General features: G+C 64.3%; 19 protein-coding genes. 13 read left to right on the forward strand and 6 right to left on the reverse strand.

What is annotated here, in order from left to right; all coding sequences use genetic code 11:
• Window position 1: 1 nt before the first annotated feature.
• Window positions 2-517: a TRAP transporter small permease gene (locus tag BMX99_RS17315; protein ID WP_093454859.1), complete on the reverse strand. Its 516-nt coding sequence runs from the start codon at window positions 515-517 to the stop codon at window positions 2-4.
• A 160-nt stretch (window positions 518-677) separates the two neighbouring features.
• On the opposite strand from BMX99_RS17315, the gene BMX99_RS17320 reads away from it, so the two are divergent.
• The 6 genes from BMX99_RS17320 to ilvD all read left to right on the forward strand — a co-directional run bounded on the left by BMX99_RS17320 (window position 678) and on the right by ilvD (window position 7,803).
• On the forward strand, window positions 678-1,295 hold the full coding sequence (locus BMX99_RS17320; RefSeq protein ID WP_170848849.1) for a GntR family transcriptional regulator: 618 nt from the start codon (window positions 678-680) through the stop codon (window positions 1,293-1,295).
• A 122-nt stretch (window positions 1,296-1,417) separates the two neighbouring features.
• Window positions 1,418-2,653, forward strand: a complete 1,236-nt coding sequence (locus tag BMX99_RS17325; protein ID WP_093454861.1) for a M24 family metallopeptidase — start codon at window positions 1,418-1,420, stop codon at window positions 2,651-2,653.
• Window positions 2,654-2,867: 214 nt separating this feature from the next.
• Window positions 2,868-3,881: a TRAP transporter substrate-binding protein DctP gene (dctP, locus tag BMX99_RS17330; protein WP_244525667.1), complete on the forward strand. Its 1,014-nt coding sequence runs from the start codon at window positions 2,868-2,870 to the stop codon at window positions 3,879-3,881.
• Between the two features lie 6 nt (window positions 3,882-3,887).
• Window positions 3,888-4,445 (forward strand): TRAP transporter small permease, encoded by a 558-nt coding sequence (locus BMX99_RS17335; protein ID WP_170848850.1) that lies wholly within the window; start codon window positions 3,888-3,890, stop codon window positions 4,443-4,445.
• Between the two features lie 3 nt (window positions 4,446-4,448).
• A complete protein-coding gene (locus BMX99_RS17340) occupies window positions 4,449-5,738 on the forward strand; it encodes a TRAP transporter large permease (protein ID WP_093454863.1) in 1,290 nt (429 codons plus the stop codon).
• A gap of 217 nt (window positions 5,739-5,955) precedes the next feature.
• Window positions 5,956-7,803: a dihydroxy-acid dehydratase gene (gene ilvD, locus BMX99_RS17345; RefSeq protein WP_093454864.1), complete on the forward strand. Its 1,848-nt coding sequence runs from the start codon at window positions 5,956-5,958 to the stop codon at window positions 7,801-7,803.
• A gap of 247 nt (window positions 7,804-8,050) precedes the next feature.
• Here ilvD and BMX99_RS17350 read toward each other — a convergent pair whose 3' ends face one another.
• From BMX99_RS17350 to BMX99_RS17360, 3 genes are all read right to left on the reverse strand, one after another.
• A complete protein-coding gene (locus BMX99_RS17350; RefSeq protein ID WP_093454865.1) occupies window positions 8,051-8,845 on the reverse strand; it encodes a 2-keto-4-pentenoate hydratase in 795 nt (264 codons plus the stop codon).
• A gap of 13 nt (window positions 8,846-8,858) precedes the next feature.
• The gene (locus tag BMX99_RS17355) at window positions 8,859-10,868 is read right to left on the reverse strand and encodes a TRAP transporter permease (RefSeq protein WP_093454866.1); all 2,010 of its coding nucleotides are present in this window, start codon (window positions 10,866-10,868) and stop codon (window positions 8,859-8,861) included.
• Between the two features lie 129 nt (window positions 10,869-10,997).
• Window positions 10,998-12,155, reverse strand: a complete 1,158-nt coding sequence (locus BMX99_RS17360; protein ID WP_244525669.1) for a TAXI family TRAP transporter solute-binding subunit — start codon at window positions 12,153-12,155, stop codon at window positions 10,998-11,000.
• 169 nt (window positions 12,156-12,324) lie between these two features.
• On the opposite strand from BMX99_RS17360, the gene BMX99_RS17365 reads away from it, so the two are divergent.
• A complete protein-coding gene (locus tag BMX99_RS17365) occupies window positions 12,325-13,233 on the forward strand; it encodes a LysR family transcriptional regulator (RefSeq protein WP_170848851.1) in 909 nt (302 codons plus the stop codon).
• Between the two features lie 5 nt (window positions 13,234-13,238).
• On the opposite strand, the gene BMX99_RS17370 is transcribed toward BMX99_RS17365, so the two are convergent.
• A complete protein-coding gene (locus BMX99_RS17370; RefSeq protein ID WP_093454869.1) occupies window positions 13,239-14,897 on the reverse strand; it encodes an AMP-binding protein in 1,659 nt (552 codons plus the stop codon).
• 258 nt (window positions 14,898-15,155) lie between these two features.
• Here BMX99_RS17370 and BMX99_RS17375 point away from each other — a divergent pair, with 258 nt between their 5' ends.
• Window positions 15,156-15,608, forward strand: a complete 453-nt coding sequence (locus tag BMX99_RS17375; RefSeq protein ID WP_093454870.1) for a VOC family protein — start codon at window positions 15,156-15,158, stop codon at window positions 15,606-15,608.
• Between the two features lie 314 nt (window positions 15,609-15,922).
• Window positions 15,923-16,690 carry an ion transporter gene (locus BMX99_RS17380; RefSeq protein WP_093454871.1) on the forward strand — a complete coding sequence of 256 codons (768 nt, stop codon included), beginning with the start codon at window positions 15,923-15,925 and terminating at the stop codon, window positions 16,688-16,690.
• A 3-nt stretch (window positions 16,691-16,693) separates the two neighbouring features.
• On the opposite strand, the gene BMX99_RS17385 is transcribed toward BMX99_RS17380, so the two are convergent.
• Window positions 16,694-17,620 carry a LysR family transcriptional regulator gene (locus BMX99_RS17385; protein ID WP_093454872.1) on the reverse strand — a complete coding sequence of 309 codons (927 nt, stop codon included), beginning with the start codon at window positions 17,618-17,620 and terminating at the stop codon, window positions 16,694-16,696.
• A gap of 102 nt (window positions 17,621-17,722) precedes the next feature.
• On the opposite strand from BMX99_RS17385, the gene BMX99_RS17390 reads away from it, so the two are divergent.
• The 4 genes from BMX99_RS17390 to BMX99_RS17405 all read left to right on the forward strand — a co-directional run bounded on the left by BMX99_RS17390 (window position 17,723) and on the right by BMX99_RS17405 (window position 20,694).
• Window positions 17,723-18,655, forward strand: a complete 933-nt coding sequence (locus tag BMX99_RS17390; RefSeq protein ID WP_093454873.1) for a VOC family protein — start codon at window positions 17,723-17,725, stop codon at window positions 18,653-18,655.
• A 4-nt stretch (window positions 18,656-18,659) separates the two neighbouring features.
• A complete protein-coding gene (locus BMX99_RS17395; protein WP_093454874.1) occupies window positions 18,660-19,265 on the forward strand; it encodes an alpha/beta hydrolase in 606 nt (201 codons plus the stop codon).
• 78 nt (window positions 19,266-19,343) lie between these two features.
• Window positions 19,344-19,646 carry a GNAT family N-acetyltransferase gene (locus BMX99_RS17400; RefSeq protein WP_409371787.1) on the forward strand — a complete coding sequence of 101 codons (303 nt, stop codon included), beginning with the start codon at window positions 19,344-19,346 and terminating at the stop codon, window positions 19,644-19,646.
• An 85-nt stretch (window positions 19,647-19,731) separates the two neighbouring features.
• The gene (locus BMX99_RS17405) at window positions 19,732-20,694 is read left to right on the forward strand and encodes a pirin family protein (RefSeq protein WP_093454876.1); all 963 of its coding nucleotides are present in this window, start codon (window positions 19,732-19,734) and stop codon (window positions 20,692-20,694) included.
• Window positions 20,695-20,806: the final 112 nt, after the last annotated feature.

The raw sequence follows: 20,806 nt of genomic DNA on the forward strand, positions 1-20,806 counted from the left end.
GTTATGCCGTCTTCTTCGGGGTCTGTTCGGGATTTGCATCGGCAAGGAATTCAAAGTCCTCACGCACGAAGCGCGCAGCAAAGAGAGCCAGGTGCAGCAGGAACAATCCGCAGCCGATCGGGATCGACAGATAGGCAACGCCGCGCGGCATCCCCGTCGACATGGTTTCCTTGTTCCAGCCGAACCGTACGAATTCGACGCCCAGCCAGAACATCGTGGCCATGAAGACGAACATGATCAGAACCGCCAGCCAGCGCAGCGCGCGGCCGAAGGCAGGCGAGCCTGCGGATTGCAGCGTGGTGATGGCAACCAGACGCCCTTCGCGCAGGGCCAGGCCCGCACCGGAAAAGGCGCCCAGGATCATTAGGTGACGGGCGGCTTCTTCGACCCAGGCAAAGGACTGCCCAAAGCCATAGCGGCCGACAACGTTGACAAAGACGATGGAAAATACGGCCGCCAGAACAAGCGCCACAAGGGCGCGGTTCAGGACAACCAGTATGGTTTCTGCACGGGCCAATCGCTCCTCCCCCTAGCGTTTCTCGATGCAGAATCGAAACTGGCATACAGTATGCCAGTGTGTCAACGATTGTATATTGTATGCCAGTTTGCTATCCCGGTCAGGCTTGAGAGGAATCGAGATGAAAGCGCTTACAAGACCGAAATCATTGACGGAAATCGTGGCTGAATCGCTTCGCGACTGGGTCATCTCGGGCGATATGGACCTGGGAAGCCAGCTGTCCGAGGCCCGGATCGCCCAAGATCTTTCGGTCAGCCGCACCCCGGTGCGAGAGGCGATCAACCGGCTTGAAATGGAAGGTCTGCTGACGGTCGAACCGCAGCGCGGCACCTTCGTCTTCTCTTTGGAACCCGACGAACTGGCAAAGCTGTGCGATGCGCGTCTCAGCCTTGAATCCGCGGCGCTTGGTTTTGCGATGCAGGTCGATGCCCCGCGTCTGGCCGATCGGTTGTCGGCCTGCGTCGAACAGATGTCGCGCGCCCGCGCATCCGATGATGTGCCGCTTTACCTGCGGCTGGATTCCGAATTCCACCAGATCCTGATGGATTGTTCGGACAACCGGTTTCTAAACGATGCCTATCAGACCATCGCGCAGAAGATGGCGGCCCTGCGCAACCGTCTGGGCCGGCACCCGGATCACATGGCCAAGTCCTATCGCGAACACCAAGAGATCTGTGACGCCATTGCCCGCGGGGACGAGGCGACAGCGCAATCGATCCTGCGCGCCCATATCGGGCGCAAGGAAGGCTCTTACTGGGAAATGGCGATCAAGGACTGAAGGGCCAGACCGGCGGTCGCGCCCGAGGTGGTGCCATGCATTTTTGAAACACCTGCCGTGCGGTTGACAGACCCCGGCAACACTCGCCACTTGCAGGAGATCGCAGAAAGCAGGGACAGGGCATGGCACATTTGAACCGTAGCGCGGCGCAACGTCTCATGCAGGCCGAAGGTCTGGATGCTCTGGTCCTTTTCTCGGCCGAGGGCTTTGCCCATGCCACCGGTGCCGCCCCCGGGGTGGCGACCATGTGGCGGCGCGAAGGCGCGGTGGCCGTGCTGGTGCCCGCCGATCCAGAACTGGCTGAAACCGTGGTCATCAGTGACCTTTTCGCGGCGAACCTACGCCGGGACAGCCATATCGATGACGTCCGCGAAAGTCCGATCTGGGTCGAGGCAATGACCCTTCCCGAGGCCGATCTGGACGCTGACTTGGCCATCGCCTTTGACGGTATCTGGGACGCACCGGGGCGCCCCCAGGACAATCGCCGACCCGAGACCTTCGACGCCGCTATCACCTATGGGCACCTGCGCGATGCGCTGGCCGAAAAAGGTCTGGCGCGGGGCCGCATCGGGATCGAACTTTCGGCGGTCGCCGCCAATGGGCATGCGCCGCTGATCAAGGCCCTGGATCCGGCCGTTCTGATCGATGGCACCGCCGTGGCCCGTCAGCTGCGGGCGATGAAGTCTCCGGAAGAAATCGCGCTGCTGCGAAGTGCCGTCGAGGTAGCCGAGGTCGGCATTGCAGCCGTGCGCGATGCCATCGCGCCTGGGATCCGGCGCAGCGATCTTGCTGCGGTCTGGTCCAGCACCGTCGCCACGGCGGGTGCCGGCAAGCCGATGACCGGCCATTGGGAATATATCTCGGTTGGGGCGGACCCTTGGGGGGGCGACGCCGTGGCCGCGACGGGCGATCTGGTGAAGGTCGATGTGGGCTGTCTGATGCGGGGCTATACCTCGGACAGCGGGCGGACCTTCGTGGTCGGCGCGCCACGTCGCCTTCAATCCGAACTGCATGATGCGCTGATGGCCGGGTTCCGGGCGGGCTTTGAGCTTTTGCATCCCGGCACCCCCTTGGCCGAGGTCCATCGCGCCACGCAATCGGCGATCCGGGGCAGGGGGCTGACGGGATATTGCCGCGGCCACTTCGGCCACAGTCTGGGCACCGGACCGGGGTCCGAGGAATGGCCCTTCATCTCGGCCTCGGCGCAGACCACGATCGAAAGCGGCATGGTCCTGGCCTTCGAGACACCGATCTACGTCACCGGCGTCGGCGGCATGATCATCGAAGATCAGGTCGAGATCACGCCAGAAGGGCCTGTGTCCATGAACCGTTTGACGCATGAACTTCTCGCCTGCTGAATGGGGTGTGACCGGCGCTGCATGCCGGCGTATCGGACATCACGGCCTTTCCCGAAAGGACCGGCATCGCGCGCCATCGGGTCTGTTTTTGCAAAGCCGCTGAGTGCAGTGCCGCACCGGGTGTCGCCTTGACCGTGCAGCGCCAAATCCAAATAAAGGTTAACATACAGCCACCACACGCACCAAAGCGTCTGGCTGAACAGGAGACAAGACCTTGAAAACACTGCTCAACAAAACCGCCTACGCCCTTGTGGCCGGAGCATTGGTCTCCGGTCCTGCCCTGGCCGAGGAATGGCGTTTCAACAACTTCCTGCCCGAGACCCGGCCCGAGTCCGCGCAGCTAGATCAATTTGCCGAGGATGTGAACGCTGCCCTCGCGGACAAGGATTTCACGCTTCAGATGTATCACGGCGGCTCTTTGGGTCTGCCCAACACCGACCTGCTGCGGGTGGTCCCGACCGGTGCCGTCGAGATGAGCCTGATGTGGTCGAACTATCTGGGCCGCGATGCGCCCGAACTGGGGTCGGTGTTCGTGCAGGGTGCGATCAGCACCGTGGACGAGCTGAAGGCCGTGCTGCCTGTGGCACAAGAGATCTACACCGAGGCTTACAACGACTGGGACATCACCACCGTCGGCTTCGTGGCGATCCCGACGCTCTCCGTGTCGGTATTCTGCCGGGATGAACCGGTGAACACGCTTGAACAGCTGCGCGACGTGAAGCTTCGTGTTTGGGCCCGCGAACAGGTCGAGACCTTCACCAAGCTTGGCGTTGCTGCGCAGATCGTGCCGCAGGAAGACGTCTATGTTGCGCTGCGCACCGGTGTCGTGGACTGCGCGCTTTATCCCGCCCTGTATGCCCATACGATTTCGCTGCAGGAGGTGACGAAATACGCGTCGTTCCTTTATCCGATGGCCTCTGCGCCCTACACGATCGGCGTGCAGGACAAGCTGTGGGATAACACCGATCCGGAAATCAAGGACGCGATCACCGCAGCGGCAGACGCCCTGTGGGAGCGCACCAACCAGTATGACGCCGACGTCGAAAACGAGATGGCCGCGCGCGAGAAACTGGTCGCTCAGGGTCTGACCTGGGGCGAGGATTTCCCCGACGCCGACCGCGAACAATTCGTGGCCGCCGTGTCCGAAACCTGGGCCATGCTGGCCGAGGAAGCGGGCGGTGCCGCGCTGGATTATCGCGCCCGGATGCTGACGGCCCTTGGCCGCTAACCGCTGGTGAGCCGTCTTCGACACACATATGCGCAGGGGCTGGATCGTCTGGCCCTTGCGCTCGCGCTTTGTGCATCGTTGTGCATGGTGGCGATCGTCGGGCTGGTGACCACCAGCGTGGTGATGCGCCGGATCGCCGGCACGCCGCTGCACATCACCGAAGACATCGTCGGGCTTTTGCTGACGGCGATGCTGTTTCTTGGTCTGCCGCTGGTCACGCTTCGGGCACAGCATGTGCGCGTCTCGATCGTGTCAAACGCGCTTGAGCCCCGGTTTGGCCGGTTGGTCCATATCGCTGCCATGCTGGTCGGACTTCTGTTTTTCGGCTGGATCTTCGTCAAGGCGCTGCCCTGGCTGGAATTCGCCTGGAAACGCAATCTCAAGACCGAAACGGCGCGGCTTCTGCTCTATCCCTGGATGACGGCCCTGCCTGTGTCCGTCGGCCTGACCTGGGTGATCTTTGCCAGCCGCCTGACGGGGCTGATCGAACGCGAACGCTATGCCACCCCTGATGAGGAAGCGACGATCGCGCCCCTCTCTGACACTTCTGACACGGACGGCTAAGCGATGTTCTGGTCCTCTTTGATTGGTATCCTTGTCGCCTCGGCCTCGACCGGGGTTGCCCTTGGCGCGGCACTTGGCCTGACCGGGCTTGTGCTGCTTCAGGTCTTTTCCAACGGAGCCACCGGGCTGGCCGTGGATGCAATCTGGAACGTCTTCAATTCCTTCACGCTCAGCGCGGTGCCTCTGTTTATCCTGCTGGGCGAGATCCTGTTGCGCAGCGGGGTCAGCAACCGGGCCTATGCGGCCTTTGCGCCGGTCTTCAGCAAGGTCCCCGGCGGGCTTTTGCACACCAATATTGCCGTTTGCACCATCTTCGGCGCGGTCAGCGGGTCCAGCCTGTCGACCGCCGCGGCCGTGGGATCCGTGGCCTATCCCGAGATGACCCGCCGCGGCTATGACCGCGACGTCATCGTCGGCAGCCTGGCGGGTGGCGGCACCCTTGGGTTGCTTATTCCGCCCAGCCTGTCCTTCCTGATCTTTGGTGCACTGACCGAGACCTCGATCGGGCGGCTGTTCATCGCGGGTATTCTTCCGGGCCTGATGATCGGTGCCGCTTTCATGGTCTATATCGTCATCAAGACGCTACGCCATCCGCATGTCGCCCCGCGCGAGGACGTGCATATGCCGTTTCTGGCGATCCTGCGCGGCATGGGGCAGGTCTGGCCGCTGCTGCTGCTGATCCTCGCGGTGATCGGTTCGATCATCGGAGGCCTGGCCACCCCGACCGAGGCCGCCGCCCTGGGGGTCGTGCTGGCCATCGTGATTTCGTTCATCTGGGGTGATCTGACCCTGACATCCCTGCGCGAGGCGGTGTTCCACGCGACCTTGCTGTTTGCCGCAATCGGTTTCGTCGTCATGGGCGCCACGATCCTGGCGCAGTCGGTCAGCATTCTTGGCGTGGCCCAGCAGATCCTGAACGTGGTCGCCGACAGCGGGCTCAACCGCTATACGATCCTGTTTCTGGTGGTGCTTATCTACCTGATCCTGGGATGTTTCTTTGACGGGCTGTCGTTGATGATCATGACCCTTCCGGTGGTCTTTCCCCTGCTGGTCGGCCTTGGGTATGACCCGATCTGGATCGGCGTTATGATCACCATCGTGATCGAGATCGGCCAGGTCACGCCACCCGTGGGCTTGAACCTGTCGGTTCTGGCCAGCCTGACCAACAACGAGGTCAGCCTGGGCCGCGTTGCCCGCGCCACGGTGCCTTACTGGATCATCCATCTTCTCGCCATCGCTGTGCTGACGGTCTTCCCGGCCATCGCGCTGTTCCTGCCGGATCTGCTGTTTTAGGATGGCGACGCGCGATGCGCGGGTTTGGCAACATAATCTATATTGTCCGGTATTGAGGGGTCAATCAGCCAGGGTTTGCCCGGCGTGGCGTGCCTGTCCTGATCCCCTGACAAAGATCAGTCCGGCCTTCCAATCCGCGCGGCTTCGCAGTACTTGCAATGTGTTGAAATCGTAGCCTGTGCAGCACCCGCTGCATCCGCAAAAATTGGAGCCGCCTATGCCCCGCTATCGTTCGAGAACCAGCACCCATGGCCGCAACATGGCAGGTGCCCGCGGCCTCTGGCGCGCCACCGGCATGAAGGACGGCGACTTTGGCAAGCCGATCATCGCCATCGTCAATTCCTTTACCCAGTTCGTGCCCGGCCACGTCCACCTGAAGGACCTGGGCCAGATGGTCGCGGAAGAGGTCGAGAAGGCCGGCGGTGTCGCGAAGGAATTCAACACCATCGCCGTGGATGACGGCATCGCCATGGGCCACGACGGGATGCTGTATTCCCTTCCCTCGCGCGAAGTCATTGCCGACAGCGTGGAATACATGGTCAACGCCCATTGCGCCGACGCCATGGTCTGCATCTCGAACTGCGACAAGATCACCCCCGGCATGCTGATGGCCGCCATGCGCCTGAACATCCCCGCGATCTTCGTATCAGGCGGGCCGATGGAAGCGGGCAAGATCGACCTGGCCGACCTGGACGTGAAGAAGATCGACCTGGTCGACGCCATGGTCGCCGCCGCGTCGGACACCTACACCGACGAACAGGTGAAACACATCGAAGAGAACGCCTGTCCGACCTGCGGCTCCTGCTCGGGGATGTTCACGGCGAACTCGATGAACTGCCTGGCCGAGGCGCTTGGCCTGGCCCTGCCCGGCAACGGCTCGACCCTGGCGACCCACGCCGACCGCAAGGGCCTGTTCCTGGAAGCCGGCCGCAAGATCGTTGAAATCACCCGCCGCCACTACGAGCTGGAAGAACACGGATTTCTCCCGCGGGAAATCGCGACCTTCAAGGCCTTCCAGAACGCCATGAGCCTCGACATTGCCATGGGCGGGTCCACCAACACCGTGCTGCACCTGCTGGCGATCGCCAATGAAGGCGGCGTGGACTTCACCATGGACGACATCGACAAGCTGTCGCGCCACGTGCCCTGCCTGTGCAAGGTCGCGCCCAACATCGAAAACGTCCACATGGAAGACGTGCACCGCGCCGGTGGCATCTTCTCGATCCTGGGCGAATTGTCCCGCGCCGGCCTGCTGCATGACGACTGCACCACCGTGCATTCCTCGACCATGGGCGAGGCCATCGCGCATTGGGACATCAAGGTGGCCAACAACCCCGAGGCCGACCTGCTGTTCCGCGCCGCCCCCGGTGGCGTGCGCACCACGCAGGCCTTTTCGACCGAGAACCGCTTCAAGGAGCTGGACACCGACCGCGAAAACGGCGTGATCCGGTCCAAGGAACACGCCTTCAGCCAGGACGGCGGCCTGGCGGTCCTGTTCGGCAACATCGCGCAAGAAGGCTGCATCGTGAAGACGGCCGGGGTGGATGCCTCGATCCTGAAGTTCACCGGCACGGCCCATGTCTGCGAAAGCCAGGACACGGCGGTAAGCAACATCCTGACCGGCAAGGTCAAGGAAGGCGACGTGGTCGTGATCCGGTACGAAGGGCCGCGCGGCGGTCCGGGAATGCAGGAAATGCTGTACCCGACCTCTTACCTGAAGTCGAAGGGCCTGGGCAAAGCCTGTGCCCTGCTGACGGACGGGCGGTTCTCGGGCGGCACCTCGGGCCTGTCCATTGGCCACGTTTCCCCCGAAGCGGCCGAAGGCGGCACCATCGGGCTGGTCGAGGATGGCGACCGGATCGAGATCGACATCCCGAACCGCACGATCCACCTTGCCGTGGATGACGCCGTTCTGGCCGAACGCCGCGCCGCGCGCGACGCCAAGGGCTGGAAGCCGGAAGAGAAACGCACCCGCAAGGTGTCGAGCGCGCTCAAGGCCTATGCCGCGCTGACGACCTCGGCCGCGAAGGGTGCCGTCCGCGACGTCAGCCAGCTTGACGGCTGACGACTGGCCCCGACCAAGTATGACTGCACCACCTGAGAATTCGGGTGGTGCTTTTTTATTTTGCCCTGTGTTGTGACGCTTTGGCACTCCAACGGCGTCCTCTCTGCGGCGTCGTCGCTGATGCTGGATGGCGGCTGGACCGCCGACTAGGGTTCGGTTCCGGCTGAAGGGTCTTCGTCGTCCCGGTCGTGGCCATCGCAAAGGCAGAGACAGCACCCCGCGCCGGGGTGCTGTCCCGTGCTTGGGGTCATGCGGCGTCGAAGGTCACCTCGACCGCGCAATGCGACCCGAATTCAACCCGGAACAGGCTGTCCGGGCGGGCATAGAAGACCCCGGTGATGGAGCCGGTCGAAATCACCTCTCCGGCAGAGAGGCTGCGGTTCAGACGCCGCAGGTCGTTGGCCAGCCACTGCAGGGCCCGGATCGGGTTGCCCAGCACATCCGCCCCGGTGCCCCGCTGTTCCGCGACACCGTCGACGTAAAGCACGACCTCGACCCCGGCCAGCCCGTCGGGCGGCAGATGAACCTGCGGCCCGAAGATGTACTGCCCGGCCGAACTTGCGTCCGCGATCAGCCCGGTCACACCCGGGCGTCGGCCGATCACATAGCGTGTCTCGGCGACCTCGATCCCGGCGTGCACGGTGCCGACGGCGGCGGCGACCTCGGCCTCGGTCCAGTCGGTGTCGCGCAGGGGAAGATCCTTCGCCAGGGTCATGAAGAATTCGCATTCCACCATGGGCCCGTTCAGCGCCGACATCTTCAACCGCGCGGGCGATTGGTGCCGGTGCCGGGCGTAGGTCCGCCCGCGGATCGGCACATCGCTTTCCAGTCTTTCCTGCATGGCGGGCGTGGTGGCGGCGATCTTCCAGCCAAGCGGTTCCCAGCCCAGCAGTTTCTCGACCCGCGCATCGACGCGGTACGAGGCGGCGACGTCCGGCGGAACAAGTTCGGCTGGAAGGCTGTGGATGGGCTGGAAGCTGCGCCGGACCTCGGCCAGCTTCCGGGCCAGGGTTTCGACCCTGTCTTCGGTTTCGATGCTCATGCCTGTCCCCTTCTCATGCGCCGGGGGCCGGGCTGGGCACGGCGTCCCCGTTTTCGCCGGTGCGCCAGGCCAGGATCAGCGGGACAACCGCCATCAGGGCCCCAAGGATCGTGACCTCGGTATGACCAAGCCCGACGAGCCCGCCCATGGGCGCGGCGATCAGAAGACCCGAAAGCAGGATCATCCCGCGCATCAGCCAGCCAAGCGCGCCGGTCCCCAGGCCGCCCACAAGGCTGATGTGCCCCTGCAGCGCGGACGAGATGAACCAGACGCCGACCATGGCGCAGACCAGCACGAACAGCACCTCGGCCGTGCCGGCCTGGCCGACCAGCGCCGGGTTCAGCACGAAGAAGAACGGCATGATATAGATGACACCGCCCAGGCGCATCGCCTCGAACGCGGTGCGGATCGGAGAGGAGCCGGCCATCGACGCTGCGGCAAAGGCACCCAGGGCCACCGGCGGCGTGATATAGCTGACCATCCCCCAGTAAAGAATGAACAGGTGCACGGCCAGTTCGTTCAGCCCGCCCTGCACCAGCGCCGGGGCCAGGATGACGGCCAGGAAGATGTAGCAGGCGGTCACGGTCATCCCCATGCCGAAGATGAAGGCGGTGATCGCCCCCATGATCAGCAGCAGGATCGTCGAATTGCCGGCAAGCGACACCAGTTCCCCGGCCAGCGGCCCGGTCAGCCCGGTCGCCTGGAAGGCGCCGACGATCATGCCGATGCCCAGAAGTACCGCCACCAGTTCCGCAAGGATGCGCCCGACGGATGCGATCATGTCCACGAAGCCCGACAGGGTGAAGCGGTCGGTGCCGATCAGCTGGTTGATCACCAGAAGCAGCGCGATGGCGTAGAAGGGCGCGGTGGTTTCCCAACGATAGGCCACCATCAGGACGATCAGCAGCGCAAAGACCGAGATGTAGAACCAGCCGCTTTTCATCACTGCGCCAAGGTGCGGCAGCAGCTCGGCGGGAATGCCCCGCAACCCGCGGCGGGCCGAATAAGCGTCGATCTGGGCAAACAGGCCGAAGTAGTACAGCAGTGACGGGATCGCCGCGGCCAGCATGATTTCCGAATAGGGCAGGCCCAGCCAGGATGCCATGACAAAGGCCGTGGCCCCCATGATCGGCGGCATCAGCACCCCCCCGGTCGAGGCGCAGGCCTCGGTCGCGGCGGCATAGCGCGCCGAGAACCCGGCGCGGCGCATGGCGGGGATCGACACCGCGCCCGTGGTCAGCACGTTCGAGATGACCGAACCGGACATCGACCCCATGAAGCCCGAGGCAAAGATCGCAACCTTGGCCGATCCGCCGCGATAGCGGCCGACCAGCGCAAAGGCGAGATCGTTGAAGAACCGCCCGCCGCCGGTGAACTGCAGCACGGACCCGAACAGGATGAAACCGATGACCAGCGACCCGAAGGCCTGCATCGGGATGCCGAAGGAGCCTTCGGAGGAATAGATAAAGAAGGCGACCACGTCGTTGAAGGGTTGCTGGTAGCCCGAAAGGGGATCCGGCACGCTTTCGGCAAAGGTCGGATACAGCGAAAACATCAGCACGATCAGGAACAGCACTGTGCCGCCTGCCCGGCGTGTCGCTTCTAGGATCAGGACATAGAAGGCGATGGCGGCCCAGACCCCATAGTCGGGGGCGGCGAATTCCCAGCCGAAGGTGGTGGCCTCTTCCGCGTTCCAGGCGATGAACCCGCCGACGGCCAAGGCGGCCGCGAAGATGACCCAGTCGTACCACGGCACCCGTGCGGACACCGGGCCATGCGCCCGGAAGACCAGGAACGTCAGGCTAAGGAAGATCCCCGCCAGCATGTTCAGATACATCCCGTCAAGGATCGCGCTACCGCCGATCTTGAGGTTGAAAAGCTGGTTGATCGTCAGCCCGATGGCAAAAAGCGTCAGCGCCACGATGACCAATCGCGTGACCCCGGTGAAGGTTGCCTTCTCGCGCTCGGCCTCGGCCTCGAGCGCGGCTGCCCCGCGGCCCTGTCGTGTGTCTTGGGTTTCCATGTGTCCTCCTCCGGCGGGCTTCCTGCCGCGCCGCTCGCCCGTCCCAGACTGAACAGCACGGGGCAAAGACCTGCCCCGTGCATTCAGGATGCGTTCCGGCCCTGTGCGGCCGGTGTCGCGTCAGCCCTGTCAGAAGGGGGCCGGCAGCCCCTCGGCGGTCAGCGCTTCGCGGCGCTTGGCGGCCCAGGCTTCTTTCCAGTCGCCTTCGGGTTTGGCTTCGGTCAGCTCGGCCCAGGCCTTGGCCAGAACGTCCTGGCGGTGCAGCAGCGAGTCGTTGTGTTTCTGCGCCTCATCCGACCACAGGCCGGCCTCGGTCAGGTAGCGGACGGACCCTTCGTGGAAGGGGACAACCCAGTCGTAGACCTGGTTTTCAAGCGCCCAGCCGATCGCGCCCGGGGCACCATCCTTGTAGGCGTCGTAAAGGTCGGCCATCGCCTTGGTCATGTTGTAGACCAGGTCGGCATCCTGCGTGTCATAGGCCATCAGGATCGGATAGGGATAGGCGGTCAGCGCCTGGCCTTCGTCCGGCATGGCGGCACCCTGGGTGGCCTTGATCGCCACGAAATAGGGGGCCACGGCCTTCAGGCGGTCCATGCCTTCCGCGTCCGCGGGGTCGATCGGCGGCCAGTACAGGCCATTTGGGCTGGATTCCGCCTCATAGGCGTTGCCGGCCGAGGTGATGGCGAAAGCCGCATCCACGGAGCCTTCGACCATGCCCTTCCAGGACGCGCCAAAGCCGCCGAATTCCACGACCTCGACATCGGCCCAGGTCAGCCCGCCATAGGCCAGGAAGGCCTCGACGTTGAGGTTCAGGGACGGTCCGCCCTTGATCTCGGGCACGCGCATACCTTTGAGGTCGGAGATCTGGAAGCCTTCGCAATCGGGCTTGCCTGCCTTTTCACAGGCGGACTTGGTCACGCCAAGCGCCATGCCCGCGCCGGATCCGATGTTGTTCAGGACAACGCGGACCTTCTGCGGACCCCAGGACTGGTCCATGAATTCCAGCATGCCTTCCTGGGCGATGTAGGTGCCGACGCCGTTGGCCGCGAATTGCACCTTGCCCTGGCGCACGGGCTCAAGCCGGGACAGGTCGTTGTTGCCGGGCAGGATGCGCAGGTTGACATCGCTGTCGGCCTGCAGCGCCGCGCCGATCGCGACGGCCTGGTTATAGCCGGACGAACCGGTGGAATAGGTCGTCCAGGTGACGGTTCTGGGCAGTGCATAATCGCTGGCCATGGCCGCCGTCGACATCAGACCCGCAACGAGCGAGAGCGTGAAAGTGCGCAAGGTATCTCCTCCCTTGAAATGCATATGTTCTCCTCCGACCGGTGTGCCCGCCGCGATCAGGATTGGGGCGGTGAACCGGTTCGGCTTTCACTGTTGCGCAGGTGGTTATTTTAATAACAATACTATTTTTCTATTGATCGATACTAACTTTAATATAGTTAATCGCTACATGGCGATAACGTTCCGACAACTCGAATACTTCCTGGCCCTGTCCGAGGAATTGCACTTTGGAAATGCCGCGCGAAAGCTGAACATCTCTCAGCCGCCGCTAAGCGCCAGCCTGCGCCAATTGGAGGAAACCCTTGGTTTTGCTTTGATGATTCGATCTAACCGATCGGTCAGATTGACCGAGGCAGGCGCCGTCTTTGCCAAGCACGCTGCGCGGCTGTTGCATCAGCTGCAACAGGCCGAAACCATCGCCGCGCAGACCGCCAAGGGCACATCCGGCACGCTGAGCGTGGGTTTCGTGCCCTCGATGCTGTTCCGGCGCCTGCCCGAGATCCTCAGCCAGTTCCAGGAGGCCTATCCAAAGGTCGACCTGATCCTGCAAGAGATGAACACCGCCGGTCAGATCGACCTGATCGAACATCACCAGCTGGACGTCGGCTTTATCCACGGCGCCCCCCTGCCCGACCAGGTGCAGGATCACCTGCTTGAAACCGAAAGGCTGGTCTGCTGTCTGCCCCGGGGGCATCGGCTGGCCGGGCGCAGCAAGATCTCGATCCAGCAATTGTCCGGCGAAAAGGTCATCGTCTTTGAACGGGCCTATGCCGAATACAATTACGACCGCATCGCCGAACTGCTGGCCGAAGGCGGGATGAAGCCGAACGACGGCTACAAGCTGCGCAACTGGTTCACCGTTGTCACCCTGGTCAGTCAGGGCATGGGCGTCGCGCTGGTGCCGCAGTCGCTGTCGCGCATGGATTATGGCGACGTGAGCTATGCGGAAATCGACGGGCCGGCGGCGGAACACCGCGTGTCGATGATCTGTCACGCCGACAGCGGCAACGAGGTGCTGCGCGAATTTCTGCGTTTCGTGAAGGCCAGCGACATGGCGCATCTGCCGTCGCTGACCTGAGGGGCCTAGCCCGGCACGGCGGCCCGTTTCCGCGCCTTCAGCGGGCGACAGTCATGCAGGCCCGGCAGATCCAGATCTTCGCGAAAGCCGTCGGGGAAGATCCGGTGTTTCTGAACCTTCTGCGTGCCCGTGACCGGCAGGGCCTGCATGAAATAGATCCAGCCGGGCAGCTTGTAACTGGTCAGCCGGGCGCGGGCCTGGTCGACAATGTCGCGGGCCAGCGCGGCCTGCCCCTGCGCTGTCTGTCCGGTCGCATCCGCGCCGGGTTTCAGCACGACACAGGCCATGACCTCTTCATCGCGCATCGCGTCGGGGACGGCCAGCACGGCCACCTGCGCCACGCGCGGATCCCGGGACAGCGCGGTTTCAACCTCGGCCGAGGCGATGTTTTCACCACTGCGGCGAACGATGTTCTTCTTCCTGTCGACGAAAAAGAACATGCCGTCGGGCGACCGGGTGCAGATGTCGCCGGTGCACAGCCAGTCTTCGTGCCAGATCGCCTCGGTCGCGTCGGGATCATGGAGGTAGCCGGAAAAGAACCCAAAACGGGGATCGTCGCTGTCGCTGCGCACCACCAGTTCGCCGGGTTCGCCATCTGGGACGGTGCTGCCGTCTTCGCGCATGATCCGGGCCAGCACCCCCTTGCGAGGACGGCCGCAGGCGCGGGTGTCGATGTGGCGCGGCTCTTGCGCGGCAAACAGGCCGCGGCCAACCTCGGTCATGCCCCAGACTTCGTGAAGCGGCACGCCGAACCGGTCTTCGAAGGCGGCGTGATGGGCGGGATCGACCCCGGCACCCAGGCCGCTGTGCAGCGCGTGATCGCGGTCGGCCGGGGTTTCGGGCTGCGACATGAGCGCGGGGATCATCAGCCCGAGGTAATGGAACCGTGTCGCCCGGGTTTCGCGGATGTCCGACCACCAGTTCGACAGGCTGAACCGTCCGGGCAGGATCAGGCAGGCCCCGCAATCGACCACGCCCCCCGCCGTCAGCATCAGCGAATTCATGTGGAACAGCGGCAGAGGATTCAGCACCCGGTCCACGCCGGCGCGCAGGGTCTTGTCCCCCCAGGGCGACCCATAAGCCTGCCCCGAGGCCAGCGCGTAGCAATTCGACAGGATGCAGCCCTTGGGCTTGCCGGTGGTGCCCGAAGTGTAAAGCAGCGCGGCCGCGCGGTTCAGCGGATCGGCCTGCGGATCAAAGCGCCAGCGATCCGCCCGGGCCTGGGGCAGGTCAGAGGGATCGTCATAAGCGATCGGGATGTCGGCGGCGGCTGCGGCGCGTGCGGCGGCAAGCGGGGCCTCAAGTTCCGGCAGGGCGACGATGGCCGAGCATCGGGAATGATCCAGCACATAGGCCAGCTCGACCGCCGCCAGTTCGGTGTTCAGCGGGATCATGCAGGCGCCGATCCGGTTCAGCGCGTAGTAATGCAGCATGTGCTGGGGACGGGATTCGAAGGCCAGTCCGATGACATCGCCTTCGCCGTAGCCCCGCGCGGCATAGGCTTCGGCCAGGCGGTCGGCCTCGGCCAGGACCTGCGCATAGCTCAGCTCGGCCGGGATGGACCAGGCCTGCGCCATGCGCGCGGGCACGGCAAAAAGCGGGCTGTCGCCGTGGCGGGCCGTGGTGTCTGCCAACATCTCGTAGATGCTTGTGAATCTGACCATCTGGTCTCTCCTCCTGGGCGGATTGCAGGGCGGGGCGATCGGGTCGCTGTGCCCTGCAGATCCATCTGTTGCCGTCCTCCTCTGAACGGCTTGGGGTCAGGCTAGGTGGAATTTGATCGCAAATAAAATACTGAATTTGCATTGACTGATACCAATATGACTATCAATAAAGGGTCCTGCATCCTCTGGCCAACCCTGCCCGCCATCGGGCCTGGCCGTCCCGGATGTCGCGGACCATCACATTGAGGAGGATGAGAGATGACCGAAGAGACCAACCCGAACTGGCGCTATCCCTATGGCAGCAAGGCCCGGTTCCACATGCATCACGCGCATCTGTTCTGTTCGGACATCGAGGCGACCATTGATTTCTACACCCGCTGGTTCGATGCGGTCGTGGCGCACGATGGCCCCTATGCCGGATCGCGCAACGTCTTCATGAAGATCGGCATCGGTGCGATCCACCTGTATGATCAGCAGCCTCGCGATCTGGGGCGCAACGCGGTGCACCACCTGGGTTTCCAGGTCGTGGGCATCGACGACCTGTACGACCGAATGAAGGCCGGCGGCGTGCATCTGCCCAACCCGATCAAGCGCAACGACGGCAGCGCCTATTTCATGGTCGCCGCGCCGGACAACGTGCTGCTTGAGGTCTTCGAACCCGGTCCCGACCGCCCGCAAGAGGTGAACGACTTCTACGGCTACAACGACTGACGACTGGGTCTTCAGGCCTCTTTCGCCCGACGAAAGCAGACCTGCCAGTCCTACCCGGCACGTGGCGCACTGGCGTTGCGTGCCGGTTGCCGTCTGCGCCTTGCCCGTTACACCTCGGGGCTATGGATCGGTCTGCGTCTTCTTTCGCTCAGAGCCGGGGGTGCCTTCTTCCCCGTCGAACTCCGCCAAAAAAATTAATTCCAGCGCAGTTCGTGCCCTGAATATCAGCACATCTGCCCTTTCCCCGCCCACCACTGGAAACCGCTGCGCAAACCGCCTAGATCCCTTGGGATTTCCAAGGAGCCCAGCCCGATATGCGCCAGTCCCTGTCCGATTTTCTTGACCGGTCTTCCGTTCGCTACACGATCATGGGGGTGATCCTGTTCAACGCCGTGATCCTTGGTCTGGAAACCTCGGAAAGCGTGATGAACACCACAGGCGGGCTGATCGTGGCGCTGGACACCGCGTGCCTTGCGATCTTCGTGGCGGAACTGGTGGCCAAGCTTTACGCCCGGGGCTGGCGGTTCTTCCGCAATGCCTGGAACGTCTTCGATTTCGTGGTCGTGGGCATCGCGCTGATGCCGGCGACCGGTGCGCTTTCGGTGCTGCGGGCGCTACGGATCCTGCGGCTGTTGCGCGTCGTATCGGTCGCGCCGACCTTGCGCCGGGTGGTCGAGGGCTTCATCTCGGCCCTGCCTGGCATGGCCTCGGTCTTTCTGCTGATGGGCGTGATCTTCTACATCTCGGCCGTGATCGCGACCAAGCTGTTCGCGCCCACCTTCCCCGACTGGTTCGGGACCCTTGGCCGGTCGCTTTACACGCTGTTCCAGGTGATGACGCTGGAATCCTGGTCCATGGGCATCGTCCGCCCGGTGATGGAGGTCCACCCCGAGGCCTGGATCTTCTTCGTGCCCTTCATCCTGATCACCACCTTTGCCGTGGTGAACCTTGTGGTCGGCCTGATCGTGAACTCGATGCAGGACGCCCATGCCGAGGAAAGCAATGCCGCAACCGACACCTACCGGGACGAGGTGCTGCAACGGCTGATCGCAATCGAAAAGCGGCTCGACGCGGGGCGTTAGGGTCTATTCGCTGCGGCGCGCGGGGCGGAAATCGAACCCGGCCTCGTCCTGCAGGTAGGCCTCGAAGAACTCGGTGAAGGTGGCGACCAGCGGCGGCAGCGTGTCGTAGGGCGGATAAAAGATGCCAAGCGACAGCGGCGCGACCTCCCATTCGGGCAGGACATGTTCGACCGCGCCCGAGGCCAGGGCCTCCACCGTCAGGAAATCCGGCAAAAGGGTCATGCCCACGCCGTCACAGGCCAGGCCCAGCAGCACGTCGCCGTTGTTGCAGATCACATCTTTGCCGGCGGTGATGCTGCGGGCCTCGCCGTTGCGGGCAAAGTGCCAGTGCTCGGCCGTACCGCTGCCGCTGTAAGACAGGCACAGCGCCGGGTTCAGCGCACCGGGCGTCGCGGGGCGCGGCACCCGGTCGAACAGTGCAGGGGCCGCGACCACATGCCTGGGCACTGCGCAGATCCGCCGCCAGATCGTCGACTTGTCCGTTGGCGGGGCCGAGATGCGGATCGCCAGGTCGACCTCTTCCTTCAGGATGTCGATCAGCCGGTCGGCCAGCGTCACCTTCAGCTGCACATTGGGATAGGCCAGCCGGAAGGCCGAGATCAGGCCGGGCATTAGCCGCTGGCCAAGCGACATCGGCACATTGACCGACAGCACCCCCCGGTCGGGGCGCAACGCGCGGTCCAGATCCGCCGCCGCGCGGTCGAAATCCGCCACGATCGGACCAAAGCGCGCCGCCACGCGGGCCCCGGCGGCCGTCAGCGCCACCTGCCGCGAGGTGCGCACCAGAAGCTGCTGGCCCAGGTCCTGTTCCAGCCGCGCGACGATGCGCGTCACGCTGGCCGGCGTCATGGCAAGGTTGCGGGCCGCCTGGGCAAAGCTTTTCTCGGCCGCGACCTCGAGAAAGACACGCACGGGTTTCAGATCGGTCATCGTTGCATTTTTGGCAATGGTAGATGCATCGACATTATCATTCCCGGGATGATGGGCCAGCCCTATCTTAAGGCCAAGCAAAGACACATGAGGGAATCACCAATGATCAATCAGATCCGGGGCCTGCACCACGTCACCTCGATGGCCGGGGATGCCAGCGCAAACAACCAGTTCTTCACCGGCACCCTCGGGCTGCGCCGGGTGAAGAAGACCGTCAACTTCGACGCGCCCGACGTCTATCACCTGTATTACGGCGACGAGGTCGGCACGCCGGGATCGGTCATGACCACCTTTCCCTTTGGTCGGATGCCGCGCGGTCGGCGCGGCACCGGCGAGGTCGGCGTGACCGAATTCGCCGTGCCCAAGGGCGCGATCGACTATTGGGCCGGGCGCTTTGGCAATCACGGCGTGACCGGCGTGAAGGAAGACAGCTTCCTGGGTCAGCGCCGCCTGTCCTTTGACGGCCCCGATGGCGACAGTTTTGCGCTGGTCGAGGATGAGCCCCGCGACCGAAACGGCTGGACCGGCGCGGATGTGCCCGAAGACGCCGCCGTTCTGGGCTTTCACGGCGCCCGCCTGCGTCTGCGCGATGCCGCCGGCGCGGCCGAGCTGCTGCGCTTCATGGGCTATGAACAGGCCGAGAAAAGCGGCGCGGTGACACGCTATGTCATCGACGGCGGCAACGCGGCCAATTCGATCGACATCGAAGAAGTGCCCTCGGCCCCGGCGGCCCATCAGGGCGCGGGATCGGTGCATCACATCGCCTTTGCGGTGGAAGACCGCGCCGCCCAGGCCGAGGTGCGCAAGGCGCTGCTGGACACCGGCTATCAGGTCACGCCGGTCATCGACCGGGACTATTTCTACGCGATCTACTTCCGCACCCCCGGCGGCGTGCTCTTCGAAATCGCGACCAACGAACCGGGCTTTGACCGCGACGAGGACACCGCGCACCTGGGCGAGGCGCTGAAGCTGCCGACCCGCTACGAACCCCTGCGCAGCAAGATCGAGGCGATCCTGCCCGAGATCCAGGAGTAACCCGATGTCGACCGAGCTTTACACCGCCCTGACCACCCCGCCCGCGCCCGGCGCCCCGCTGCTATTTGCCTTTCACGGCACCGGCGGGGACGAAACGCAGTTCTTCGACCTGGCGCAGGGGCTGCGGCCCGGGGCTGGGGTGATCTCTCCTCGTGGGGATGTTTCGGAATTCGGCGCGGCGCGGTTCTTCCGGCGCACCGGCGAAGGCGTCTATGACATGGAGGACCTGGCCGCCCGGACCGACCGGATGGCCGCCTTTGTCGCGGCGCACAAGGCGCAGCACCCCGGCGCGCCGGTCTATGGGTTCGGCTATTCCAACGGCGCGAATATCCTTGCCTCGGTCGCCATGGCGCAGCCGGATCTGTTCGACCGGATCGGGCTTTTGCACCCGCTGATCCCCTGGGATCCCGCCCCGGTGCCGGGCCTGAAGGGGCGGCGCATTCTGATCACCGCCGGGCGGCGCGATCCGATCTGCCCCTGGCCGATGACCCAGGCGCTGATCGACTGGGCCCGCGCCCAGGGGGCCGAGGTCACGACCGAAGTGCACGACGGCGGCCACGACCTCCGCCAACCCGAGGCCGAGGCGCTGGCCCGTCTGCTGGCCGACTGACCAAACCGGCCTGCCCTACGCCGCAGGCCCGTCCCGGAAACGCAAAGCCCCGCCTTTGCCCCAATCAAAAGGCCCTGGATCATGACCGACCCTGTCATCACCTACACCGAAACCGACACCAAGGGCCGCTATGTCGCCCGGGTCGCGGGCACATCGGCCGAAGGGGAACTGACCCTGTCGAAGGCATCGCCCCGGACGGTGATCGTCGATCACACCGGGGTGCCGGATGCGCTGCGCGGTCAGGGGATCGCCGCCGCCCTTGCCCGCCGCGCGATCGCAGACGCCCGGGAGCGGGGGCAGAAGATCGTGCCGCTGTGCCCCTTCTTCCGCGCCTATGCGGAACGCCACCGCGACGACCTGGCCGACGTCATCCAATGGTGACGCCCAACCGCAGATAGATCCCCACACCGTTTCCCAGGCCCCAAGCCGCCCGCCGCATCCGGGCACAGCCAAGAAAGGCAACGTCATGAGCTGGAATCCCACCCAGAATCCCGAAGGCCCCCATGCCGGTCCCGACGCGCTTGAAACGCTGATCATCCCCCGCGCCCGCGACATCGGCGGGTTCGAGGTGCGGCGCGCCCTGCCCTCGCCCAAGCGGCAGATGGTCGGGCCCTTCATCTTCTTTGACCAGATGGGCCCGGCCGAGTTCATCACCGAAGGCGGCATCGACGTGCGCCCGCATCCGCATATCGGCCTGGGCACGGTCACCTACCTTTACCAGGGCGAATTCGAACATCGCGACAGCCTGGGCACCCATCAGATGATCCACCCGGGAGAGGTCAACTGGATGATCGCCGGGCGCGGCGTCACCCATTCCGAACGCACCAGCGCCGAAACGCGCGCCAAACGTCACAGCCTGTTCGGCATCCAGACCTGGATCGCCCTGCCCGAGGACCGCGAAGACATGGACCCGGCCTTCGAACACCACGGCAAGGGGGCGCTTCCGATGCTGCGCGACGGCGGGGCCTCGGCCCGGCTGATCCTGGGCGAGGCCTATGGCGTGCGCAGCCCCGTGACCCTGCCGTCCGAGACCTTCTATCTGGACGTCACGCTTGAGCCCGGCGCCAGCTTTCCGCTGCCCGACAACCACGAGGATCGCGGGCTATATATCACCGAAGGCTCGGTCGAGGTTGCCGGCGACATCTTCGAGGCCGGCCGCATGATGGTCTTCCGCCCCGGCGACGCGATTTCCGTCCGCGCGGGCGAACGCGGTGCCCGTCTGATGGCGCTTGGCGGGGCCACGATGAACCAAAGCCGCTATATCTGGTGGAATTTCGTCTCATCCTCGCTCGACCGGATCGAGACCGCGAAAGAGGCCTGGAAAGCCGGCGACTGGGAAAACGGCCCCTTCCGCCTGCCCCCGGGTGACGAGGATGAATTCATCCCCATCACCCCCGACATGGAGATCGGCAAGCCGTTGAAACGGTAATCTTCCCGCACCCCTGCCACGGGGCCTGGGCAGGGGTACAATACGTATAAAGGCTTGGCCTGAATCGATTTTTCACGTCTCCGCAGGCGGCTAAACCTGCGGTCACAGATCG

It is taken from the genome of Pseudooceanicola nitratireducens, from assembly GCF_900109195.1.
In the GTDB taxonomy this organism is placed as follows: domain Bacteria; phylum Pseudomonadota; class Alphaproteobacteria; order Rhodobacterales; family Rhodobacteraceae; genus Pseudooceanicola; species Pseudooceanicola nitratireducens.